Origin of the sequence: Aliivibrio sp. A6 (assembly GCF_028765505.1) — a bacterium.
GTDB lineage: Bacteria > Pseudomonadota > Gammaproteobacteria > Enterobacterales > Vibrionaceae > Aliivibrio > Aliivibrio finisterrensis_A.
Genome location: NZ_JARACR010000001.1, coordinates 78,401 through 90,354, shown reverse-complemented (window position 1 = coordinate 90,354; position 11,954 = coordinate 78,401). Strand labels below are relative to the sequence as shown.

The following is an 11,954-nucleotide window of genomic DNA, read 5'->3' as shown; positions in this document are numbered from 1 at the left end:
TCATTTTTTAATTACCAAAGTAAACTCGTGAGTTTATTTTATGGTTAAATTCTTTAAAAGTAAACTCTTGAGTGTACATATTTATTTTGAATGGGTAGAATGGTCTAAATTTAGTGATGGAGGGACTATGAAAAAACTGACACGATCACAGCAAAAGCACCTTGATATTATCAATGCGGCAAAAGAAGAATTTATTGAACACGGTTTTCTTGCTGCCAATATGGATAGAATTACCACCTCGGCTGAAGTGTCTAAACGTACCCTCTATCGTCATTTTGAAAGTAAAGAAGTGTTATTTGAATCGGTATTAACCATTATTAATGACTCAGTAAACGAAAACGTTTCTTATCAATTTGATGAAGAGAAAAGTACCGAAGAGCAATTGAATGATATTGCTTATAAAGAGATAGAAATACTTTATCAAACCTATGGTATTTCCCTTGCTCGCACCATAGTGATGGAGTTTTTACGCCAACCAGAAATGGCAAAAAACTTAATAAAAAATATCTATAGTATTCGCGCAATAACGCAGTGGTTCAATGCGGCAATTGAGGCTGGGCGATTAAAGAATGTCGATTCAAAATTGATGACAGATGTGTATGTGAGTTTATTTCAAGGGCTGTTCTTTTGGCCGCAGGTCATGAATTTGGACACTGAACCGACAGGTGATGCGGTGAAAAGTAAGGTCGATACGGTAACGTCTATTTTTATTCAATCTTATGGTATTAAGTGAGATTGATTTTTTACCATAAAAATGGCGGTGAAGATAAGGTGTATAACCTTGCTTTCACCGCCATTGTTGTTTTTATAGCTTGTTCAAAAAATATGTATTACTTGTCGTTTTTCTTTGCGTACATTTCTAAACCAACAACCAAACCTATACCTAGAATCACACCAACAACAGCAAAGCCAATAAGCGCAGGTTGCTGTGTTACTTGCTCATAGTCAAATGGAGATAGGTTGTGTTCAATTAAAGGGGTTTGTTCACCTTTTGAGTTCACGCGCCATTCAATCACTTCTTTCCAAGGCCAAATTTTACCTAGCGTACCTACCATTAACCCCGTTAAAAAGATTAAGGTAATATCACGGAATTTTCTTAGTAAGAAAGATAAAACATGAGAAAAGCTTAATAGGCCAATGACACAACCTGAAGCAAATAGTCCCATAGTGACCAAATCAAGAGACTTTACGGCACCAAGAACAGGGCTGTACATACCAATAAGCAGAAGAATAAAGCTGCCTGAAATACCAGGTAAAATCATGGCACAAATGGCAATTGAGCCAGCAAGAATATAAGTAAAGGTTGATGGTGTCATTGTCATTGGGTTTAGTACCGTAATGCTATAAGCAAACGCGGCTCCTGCCAATAACATAACAAAACGATCTAATGACCATTTCTCAATTTGTTTAGCGATATGAATAATGGAGATGATGATCAAACCAAAGAAGAATGACCACAGAGGAATCGGGTGCGTATGCAGCATCCATGTGATGAATTTTGCGAGTGTTAAAATGCTCGTTAAAATACCACCAAAAAGAGAAATGAGGAAAAAACCATTAATGTGTGCAAATGCTGCTTTAAAGCCTTCACGTTTCCATAACCCTAAAATAGAAGGATTAATACGACGGATGCTTTCTAAAAGCGTGTCATAAATACCAGTAATAAAGGCAATCGTACCACCAGATACTCCAGGAACAACATCAGCTGCGCCCATTGCCATACCTTTAAAGAATGTCGTTAAATAGTTCATTTTAGCTCTATATAAATGAAAAAAAACTTATGCATAATGCACGAAGGTACGTGATTATACATAAGTTTTTGTATAAAAAATGTCGTAAAATTAATTATCCCAATATTACTAACGAGATAATAGCTAGTATGTGATTATTTCATCATACTAACTAGCTCATCAGCCATAGCAATTGCTGCCTTTCTATTCGCTAAATTTAACTTTTGGTATAAATTTCGAATATGGGTTTTTATTGTAGTAGGGGCAACATCAAACTCTGCGGCAATTTGCTCATTACTGAAACCAGAATAAATTAATCCAAGCACTTGCCATTCACGATGAGTAAGAGGGCTTGTTCTGATCAGCTCGGGAACCTCTGGATTATTAATCACTTTTTCAATAAAGGTTTCATCAAAATGTGCAGAGCGAGAGCGTTCATTATTAGATAATGCTTTTTGTAATTGCTCAATTCGATGCTTTTCAAGTTCGGTGATATTTCCTTTTTGTAGCAATTTGGCTAAGGGTTTTAAAATGTCTTTACCCGCCATTAAAAAGCTACCAATAATACCTGTTTGATTGGATTGCTTTATCGCAAGATGCATGGCTTCGATTGACTCATTAATTTGCTTATTTTCATAAAGTAAAACGGATTCCATTACGGCATTACGGTTAATATCAGTAATCAATTTATGTTGTTGTGCAATGGTCTGAGACTCTTGCAATGTGATAATCGCGGCATCTACCTCACCTAAGTGGTACTGGGCTCTTGCTATGTTACGCCATTGCAGTTGAGTAAAGTGGTTACAACGGGTCTCTGGCTTTTCTGTGTGAGTTAGCCAGTAACTGATAGCATCGATATTGCCTTTTGCTTGCCAATAGAAAAGCTGAGCAGAAGACGCGTTCGCTTTCCAATCGATATGGTAATCAGCTTGGCTTAATAGCTGTTGGCACTTTTCAAGATAGCGCTCGGCTTTGTCTAGTTCACCACGAGCTACCGCTAAACGAGCAAGCATTGAGTAACCACGTAGGTGTTTGGTTTCATCAAAGGGTGAAAGAACGTCTAAGCCTTTCCAGGTGCATTGCTCTGCCTCGTCAAAGCGGAACCAGAACCAATAAATCTGAGCGCGCGAACGAAGTAAAAACTCATGCAAAGGTAACTGGCCTAAATCTTGGTCTTTAATCAGTTTGAAACCATTATCTTGTAAATCAAAGGCTGCCTGCATAAAGCCTTGAGCCATTAAGATTTCACTCTGTTGTAGAATCGCCCAGAGTGCTTGGTGATAAATACCATAAGTCATGGCCATTTTTTCAGTTTGCTGCATTAAAGCCAGCGCTTGTGCAAGGTTACCAGAAACGTGGTGGTATTCTCCAATCACCGATGTTGCAACAATTCGGCTGCGGTATTTATTGGTCTCAAGCTCTTCAAGTGCTTTTTCAGCAAAGGCGAGAGCGGCTTCAGGGTCATTTTTATTGATGGCTACTTGTGCGCGTAAAGCATCGATTTCGCCTTGCATGTGTCTGTCTAACGTAATGTTGCGTGCAGACATTTCTTTTTGGCCTTCAGAAAGAAGATCGTCCACTTGTAAATAGTTGTGCTGACTTTGTGCTAACCATGCACGAATGATCACAAGTCTGGGTGATGCAAACAAGACTTCTGGATCGAGTTGTTTAATGGTTGATTCAAGTAACACAAGCTCGCCATTATTAAACAAATGCCAGCCATATTGCGTGAGGATATTAGCAATTAATTGGTCATCTTTAGCGATTTTTGCATGACGAAGGGCTTGATAAATGTTCTCTTGTTTTAACCAAGCTTGGGCTGCTTTTTGTTGTAAATCGGTTTCTTCATGAGAAAGATGACTTTGTCGTTGATGAGTTAAAAACTCGGCAAAGAGGTTATGGAATTTATACCAATCACCATTATCACCATCACTGTTAATAAAAAGCCCAAAGCGATTTAAGTTTTCAATAAGCAATTGAGAGTCATTACGGCTGGTGACTTCTGGCAGCAGTTGGGTGCTGAAACGTTCAAAGACGGCACAACGCATTAAGAATGCTTGAGTTTCTTTATCTAAATGGTCAAACACTTCTTCAGCAAGATAATCCCATAAATGAGTATGATTAAGCTGAGCCATGACCTGCGCCGAGTTACTTAACGGCTGATTGTGTTGAATGCTGTGGAGTGCAATCAATTGCAAGGCAGATGGCCACCCTTCAACGTGTTTACGAACATTGGTAATTGATTCTTGGTCAATATCACTATTAAGGCGTTGATTAAAGAAAAGAGAAGTCTCAGATTGATCAAAAGCCAAGCTTTGGTTATCAATCTCAATAAGCAGATCTCGAACTCGTAAATTAGCGGTATTTAGTGGTGGCTGAGAACGGCTAGTAATAACCAAAGTGAGATTATCAGGTAAATGTTTAAGGAAGAACTTTAACCCAAGATGAATCGCTTCATTGGTGATTAAATGATAGTCGTCGAGAACGAAGTAGGCTTCATCTTGAAAAGGAATAAGCTCAGTGAATACTTGAGAGAATAAACTCGATAGCGAAGCAAATTGACGTTTTTCAGTCAACGCTTTGGAATGGGGGAGCTCTAATTGAGTCGCATTGCTGATGGCTTGAATGAAGTATTTGGCAAATTTAAATTCATCATTATCCGCCTCATCTAAACTGTACCAACCTGTTGCTTCTTTGTTGGATAACCATTGTGCTGCCATGGTTGTTTTCCCGTAGCCTGCGGGAGAGCGAAATAAAACGAGTCTATAATGCATCGCATCAGCGAGGATATCGAGAACACGTTGTCTTATGATGGCGTTATGCAAACGTCTTGGGAAATGCAATTTTGATGGTATTAACATAATTATTGTTCTTCTTAAAAATACTGAGGAAATTATCCTTAATAATGTTACGAAATGTCTTATCTACACCCCATAAATGTGATCTATGTTTTTATTTAGTTTGTGTTTGTTTTATAAATCAAGATCTTTAATTACACATTAAAGATTAATTTTGGCAATGTTTAAAATTGTGATCTTGTTATCGTTTTGTGTTTTATGTGGAGAATGTGTGTTTTTCATCACACCAAAAAAGCAGGTAAGCCTACAAAACTTGCTGTTTATCACACTTAAATTGGCTGTTTTTTACTACGCCTTACTTTCATTTATTCTCCTCCCCCTAAGAGGATGATGCGACCACTGGATGAAAAAGGCAGGATTAATCACAGTTGATTTATGAACCTTCGTGAGAGACATAAGATGAAAACGAACAACATTAAAGATTTTGATAAAGCAGCATTTCAAGCTTCTGTAAAACAGCATTTAGTTACTACGTTTGGTGCGGATGAAAAAACAGCATCATCAAAAGTATGGTATTTAGCGATGGGTAAAGCTTTGGCTGAGCTAACTACATTTGACCTTGTAGGCACTGAAAATGATGAGAAAATTAAAAACGCACGCAGCGTAAACTATTTATCTCTAGAGTTTTTAATTGGCCGCCTAACAGGCAACAACCTTATTAGTATGGGGCTTTACGAAGAAATTACGGCGGCAATGGGTGAGTTAGGGCATAACTTAACGGATTTATTAGAAGAAGAGCGTGATCCTGCATTAGGCAATGGTGGCCTTGGTCGTCTAGCTGCGTGTTTTATGGATTCGTTAGCGGCACAAGAGTTCCCAGCTATTGGCTACGGTCTACACTATGAATACGGCCTGTTCCGTCAGTCTTTTGAAGATGGACGCCAACAAGAAGCACCAGATGCGTGGTGTGGTGTAGAAGGCTACCCTTGGGAAGTAGCGCGTCCAGATTTCGCACAAAATGTTGGCTTCTATGGTCATGTTGAAACTTATACTGAAAATGGTGAAGAGAAGCGCCGTTGGGTTCCTAGTATGTCAGTAGAAGGTATGCCTTGGGATTTACCTATTGTGGGTTACCAAAGTGATACGGTTTATCCACTGCGTTTGTGGGAATGTCGTGCAAAAGCACCGTTTAGCTTAGCTAGCTTTAACAATGGCGATTATTTTGAAGCGCAACATGCTCTGATTGATGCGGGTAACGTAACGAAAGTCTTGTACCCTAATGATAATCATGAAAAAGGCAAAACACTGCGTCTAATGCAGCAATACTTCCATTGTGCATGTTCTATTGCGGATATTTTACGTCGCCATGATGCGGCAGGTCATAAGATTGAAGATCTTCCAAAATACGAAACGATCCAACTAAACGACACTCACCCAACGATTGGTATTCCTGAATTAATGCGCATTCTAGTAGATGAGCGTGGCTTAACATGGGATGCGGCTTGGGCTATTTGCTCTAAGACGTTTGCTTACACTAACCATACGTTACTTCCAGAAGCATTAGAAACGTGGAGTGAATCGTTAATTTCTCGTTTACTTCCTAGACATATGGAAATCATTTATCACATTAACTATCTATTCTTAGAAGGCGTAAAACTGAAATGGCCGGGTGATGTAGATAAATTACGTAAGCTATCAATCATCCAAGAAGGTACTCACCGTATGGTGCGTATGGCGAACTTATGTGTTGTTTCTTCTTATGCGGTGAATGGCGTAGCGGCACTTCATTCTGAGTTAGTTAAGCGTGATTTATTCCCTGAGTTTAATGAATATTTTCCGGGCAAATTAACCAATGTGACTAATGGTGTGACGCCTCGCCGTTGGTTGAAGTTCTGTAACCCAGGTCTTTCTGAACTTATTTCATCTAAAATTGGTAATGAGTGGTCAGCAGATTTAGATCAGTTACGTGATATTGCCAAATTTGCCGATGACGCGAAGTTCCAAAAAGACTTTATGGCGGTTAAGAAGCAAAACAAACAACGTCTTGCGGATTGGGTTCAAGAGAACATGGGTATTGAACTAAATACTGATGCGATCTTTGATGTGCAAATTAAACGTCTGCATGAATACAAACGTCAGCATTTAGATCTGTTGAATATTCTTTCTTTATATCACCGTATTTTGAATGAACCTGGTTTTGATATGCACCCACGTGTGTTCTTCTTTGCTGCAAAAGCTGCGCCGGGCTATCACTTAGCAAAAGAAATCATCTTTGCTATCAATAAAGTAGCTGAGAAAGTAAATAACGACCCTCGTGTGTCTGATTTACTAAAAGTAGTCTTTATTCCTGATTACCGAGTAAGCATGGCTGAAATCATCATTCCAGCAGCTGACGTTTCTGAGCAAATCTCTACCGCAGGTAAAGAAGCATCAGGTACGGGTAACATGAAGATGGCGCTAAACGGTGCATTGACTGTCGGCACAATGGATGGTGCAAACGTTGAGATCCGTGAAGAAGTAGGTGATGAAAACATCTTTATCTTCGGTCTTGATGTTGATGAAGTTGAAGCGCTAAAAGCCTCTGGTTACAACCCATATAAATATTATGAAGCCGATTCATTACTGCAAGCGTCATTAGATCTTCTTGCTGGTGATGAGTTTACTCCTGGCAAAGTTGGATTGCTATCAGCAACGCGTGACAACCTACTTTATGGCGGTGACCCGTACCTAGTACTGGCTGACTTTGCAGATTATGTTCGTGCTCAAAATGACATTGATGCGGCATATCGTGATCAAAAACAGTGGGCGAAAATGGCTATTTTAAACACTGCTCTTGTAGGCAAATTCAGTTCTGACCGTAGTATCCGAGATTATGTAAATAACATCTGGAAACTAGAAGCAGTAAACCGTTAATTGATTATGAAATAAATAATGAGGGCAGTGTTATGCTGCCCTTGGAGATAAGCGATGAAAGATAATAATAATGTACTACATCAGGTCGCAAAGCAGGCTGGGCTAGCAAATAGTTATGTAAGCGCTTGGGGCGATGAAGCAAAAGTCAGTGACGATACCTTAACGTGTCTACTGGCTTCTTTAGGTTATGATACGAAGAATGATAAAACATTACTTAGCTCTTCTGAGAAAATGTTGAAGAAAGACGTATTAGCGCCAGTTAAAGTGATTCGCGATAATGAGCCATTACAAATAGAAATGCACCTAGGAAAAAGTGCTCGCATTAGTGAATTTAACTGGAAAGTAACCACAGAAGAGGGTGAGACACTTGAAGGTTATTTGCAATCTCAAATCATTGAGGATGACCGTGAAAATAGTGGTGTATTATTATTCTCTTTACCTACGTTAGCATGGGGTTACCATACATTAGAAATCATTCGCAAACGTCGTAAAGCACCTTATGTAATGACATTGATCGTGACACCTCAAGCGTGTTTTAAACAAGAAGCGATCACTCAAGGCAAAAAAATGTGGGGCCCAAGTGTTCAGCTTTACACGTTAAGAACCGCGCATAACTGGGGTATCGGTGATTTTGGTGATCTTAAGCAATTAGTCGGTGATATTGCGGTACGTGGTGGTGACTTTGTTGGTTTAAACCCTATTCACTCTCTATTCCCTGCTAACCCTGAAGGAGCGAGCCCGTATAGCCCATCTTCTCGTCGTTGGTTAAATATTCTTTATATTGATGTTTGTTCAGTGCCTGAGTTTGCACTGTGTAATAACGCACAAGAATTGGTTGGCAGTGCTGAATTTCAACAACGTTTGAATGACGCTCGTCAGTCTCATTGGGTAAATTATACTGAAGTATCTGCGCTAAAAATGAGCGTACTTCCTTTGTTGTTTGCTGAGTTTAAAACGCGTCATTTAGATAAGGGTAGTGCTCGCTCTGATGCGTTCCTTGCGTTTGTCGAAGAAGGTGGCGAAAGTCTGCTTCATCAAGCGGCATTTGATGCGCTGCATAATTCACTTTATACCCAAGATCAAAGCATTTGGGGATGGCCAGTATTCCCTAGTGATCTTCAACACTTTGATAATAAGCAGGTACAGCAATTCATTAAAGACAATCGCGACCAAGTTGATTTGTACATGTACTTACAATGGATTGCTTTTACGCAAATTAATGATGTTCAACAGTTTGCCGAGAAAAAAGGCATGGACGTAGGTCTGTATCGTGATTTGGCTGTTGGGGTTGCTGATTCTGGTTCTGAAACGTGGGCAGATCATGGCAATTTATGCCTAGATGTAAGCATTGGTGCTCCGCCAGATATCTTAGGTCCACTAGGTCAAAACTGGGGTTTACCACCATTAAATCCCCATGCATTGCAAGCGACAGCTTATGAAGCGTACATCGAATTACTGCGTGCCAACATGAAAGCTTGTGGTGCATTGCGTATTGACCATGTATTAGGGCTATTACGTCTGTGGTGGATCCCTAAAGGGGAAAATGCAACTAAAGGCGCATACATGTACTACCCAGTAGAAGACATGTTGTCTATTTTAGCCTTGGAAAGCCATCGTTATGAGTGCTCTGTGATTGGCGAAGATTTAGGTACCGTTCCTGATGAAATCGTTGATTTACTGGCTGATGCTGGCATTCACTCTTATAAAGTGTTTTTCTTTGAAACCGCTGAAGATGGTGGCTATTACTCTCCAACACATTACCAAGAGCAATCAATGTCTGCGTTGTGTACGCATGATATGCCAACTTTGCGCGGCTTCTGGCATTGCGATGATTTAAAAATGGGTGAAGAAATTGGCTTATACCCAGATGCGGAGCAGTTAAAAGCGTTATTCGAAACTCGAGCGGAGTCTAAGCAAGAGATCTTAAACAGTGTTGATTTCCATGGTTTCTTACCTGAAGGCGTTGGTCGTGATGCGGCTTATGTTCCTATGGATAGACATCTGAGTGATGCGCTTCAGTGTCATTTGGCAGCCGGATCGAGCACGCTTCTCAGTTTACAGCTTGAAGATTGGCTAGAAATGGATAAACCAGTTAACATACCGGGGACTGTTGATGAATATCCAAACTGGCGTCGTAAGTTATCTATTACTTTGGATGAGATCTTTAATCGTCAAGAAGTGAATGAGTTAACTAAGCGTTTAACTGACATTCGTGCTCAAGCTAGCCGAACATAATAGGAGTATTTACGTTGAACTTACTTGTTGAACGTAAAGAAAAGGACATTTATATGCAGCTTGAAAGAGCTGCATTTTCAGATCCATTTTCTTTTTTAGGTCCACAATATCAATCTACTGACATTGCATTGCGTGTTTGGCTTCCGGGAGCCACTTCCGTTAGTGCACGCCTTTCTTCAAATCAAAAAAATCACGTATTACACACTCAACCTTCTCAAGAGGGGATGTTTATTCTCAATGAGCCTCTCGATTTAACTGATCAACATTATCAGTTAGTCGTTAATTGGGACGGCATAGAGCAAGTCATTGACGATCCTTATCAATATCATGATATTGCCCCAAGTGATACTCAAGCGCATACGCCAAAAGAGATGTATAACCACCTAGGTGCACACATCATGACGGTTGAACGTTGTGGTGAATCAGTGCAAGGTGTGCGTTATGTTGTTTTTGCTCCAAATGCATCAGCAGCCAGTGTGATAGGTGATTTCAATCAATGGGATGGCCGTCGTCATCCAATGCAGCGTATTGATAATGGGCTTTGGGCTTTGTTTATCCCTGAACATACAACAGGGGTAAAATATAAGTTTGAGCTTAAAGGGCCTCAAGGAGAAGCACTGCCTCATAAAATGGACCCATTTGGCGCTCATAATGAACAATACCCCTCTTTTGCTTCTGTGGTTTATGACCAGGCAAGCTATCAATGGCAAGATTCTACCTGGCAAACACGCTCTGTAACGCAAAAACAAAAAGAAGCACTGTCATTTTATGAACTTCATGCGGGGTCGTGGAAGCGAAATGAGCAAGGAGAGTTTCTGACTTATCGTGAGTTGGCTGAGCAGCTAATTCCATACATGGTTGATATGGGATATACCCATCTTGAATTAATGCCTGTATCTGAGCACCCATTCTATGGCTCTTGGGGTTATCAGCCGATAGGCTTATTCTCACCAACTAGCCGATTTGGTACGCCTGACGATTTTAAATATTTTGTTGATCAGTGTCACCAAGCTGGCCTTGGAGTGGTATTGGATTGGGTTCCTGCACACTTCCCATCTGACTCGCATGGCTTAGCAAATTTTGATGGTACATCATTGTTTAATGATCCAGATCCACGTCGTGGTTGGCACAATGATTGGCAAAGTTTCATTTATAATTATGACCAACAACACGTACGTGAGTTTTTAGTTTCAAATGCTTTGTATTGGTTTGAGCATTTCCATATTGATGGCTTGCGTGTTGATGCGGTAGCCTCGATGCTTTACCTTGATTATTCTCGTGAAGAGGGTGAGTGGATCCCTAACTGGGACGGCGGAAATCACAACCATGGTGCTATTGCGTTATTGAAATGGATGAACGAAGAAGTTTATTCTCATTATCCAAATGCAATGACTATTGCTGAAGAATCAACCGCATTCCCTGGCGTTTCTGCACCAACGTTTGATGGTGGTTTAGGTTTTGGTTTTAAATGGAATATGGGCTGGATGCATGACAGTTTAAGTTATATTCAAGAAGATCCAATCCATCGTCGTTATCATCACGACACCATTACTTTCCCTATGGTTTATGCTTTTAGTGAAAATTACGTATTATCACTTTCTCATGACGAAGTAGTATATGGAAAGGGCGCTATTCTAGATAAAATGCCGGGCGATGAATGGCAAAAAACCGCAAATATGCGAGCGTACATGGGTTATATGTATGGCCAGCCTGGTAAGAAGTTAAACTTTATGGGGGCAGAGATTGCCCAAAGCGCAGAGTGGGATCACGATAGTCAACTGCAGTGGTTCTTAACCGAGTTTGAACGCCACTCTGGTATGCAAGCTTTAGTTCGTGATTTGAATAAAATGTACACGTCACAACCAGCACTGTATCAAAATGACTGTAGCCCGTGTGGTTTTGAATGGCGTTTGCAAGATGAAGCAGAAATGAGCGTATTAGCTCACGAACGTTTAGGCGATAACGATGAGCGTATTTTGGTGGTGAGTAATTTTACACCAACACCAAGAGAAAACTTCCGTTTAGGTATGCCTGTTTCTGGTGAATATGAGTTACTACTTAATAGTGATGCACACTTCTATGGAGGCAGTAATTACGATGTGGTTAGTAAAGTGAAAACGGAATCTATCGAGTCTCAGGGATTACCTCAATCTATCTTAATCACCTTACCTCCTCTTTCAACGGTATTCTATCGTTTAAAGTAAGTTGTACAAAAATAGTAAGATAATATATAGCCCTGAATTATGTTTGTGATTCAGGGCTATTTTTATGTATTTAT

6 protein-coding genes are annotated in these 11,954 nt (G+C 40.0%); 4 read left to right on the top strand and 2 right to left on the bottom strand.

The window, feature by feature from the left end; genetic code table 11:
• The first annotated feature begins 127 nt into the window (after positions 1-127).
• Positions 128-733, top strand: a complete 606-nt coding sequence (locus PVK70_RS00305; protein ID WP_130048360.1) for a TetR/AcrR family transcriptional regulator — start codon at positions 128-130, stop codon at positions 731-733.
• Between the two features lie 97 nt (positions 734-830).
• Here PVK70_RS00305 and PVK70_RS00300 read toward each other — a convergent pair whose 3' ends face one another.
• Entirely contained in the window at positions 831-1,751 is a 921-nt protein-coding gene (locus PVK70_RS00300; RefSeq protein WP_130048359.1) for a DUF368 domain-containing protein, read from the bottom strand.
• A gap of 134 nt (positions 1,752-1,885) precedes the next feature.
• Positions 1,886-4,591, bottom strand: coding sequence for an HTH-type transcriptional regulator MalT (malT, locus tag PVK70_RS00295; RefSeq protein ID WP_130048358.1), 2,706 nt, complete (start codon positions 4,589-4,591; stop codon positions 1,886-1,888).
• A 396-nt stretch (positions 4,592-4,987) separates the two neighbouring features.
• Between malT and PVK70_RS00290 the strand changes: the two genes are divergently transcribed.
• Genes PVK70_RS00290 through glgB form a run of 3 tightly spaced genes read left to right on the top strand, consistent with a single transcriptional unit; the run spans position 4,988 to position 11,880 of the window.
• Positions 4,988-7,441 carry a glycogen/starch/alpha-glucan phosphorylase gene (locus PVK70_RS00290; protein WP_130048357.1) on the top strand — a complete coding sequence of 818 codons (2,454 nt, stop codon included), beginning with the start codon at positions 4,988-4,990 and terminating at the stop codon, positions 7,439-7,441.
• 54 nt (positions 7,442-7,495) lie between these two features.
• Positions 7,496-9,676: a 4-alpha-glucanotransferase gene (gene malQ, locus PVK70_RS00285; protein ID WP_130048356.1), complete on the top strand. Its 2,181-nt coding sequence runs from the start codon at positions 7,496-7,498 to the stop codon at positions 9,674-9,676.
• 53 nt (positions 9,677-9,729) lie between these two features.
• Complete coding sequence (glgB, locus tag PVK70_RS00280) at positions 9,730-11,880, top strand: 1,4-alpha-glucan branching protein GlgB (protein ID WP_130048355.1); 2,151 nt, start codon at positions 9,730-9,732, stop codon at positions 11,878-11,880.
• Positions 11,881-11,954 lie beyond the last annotated feature (74 nt).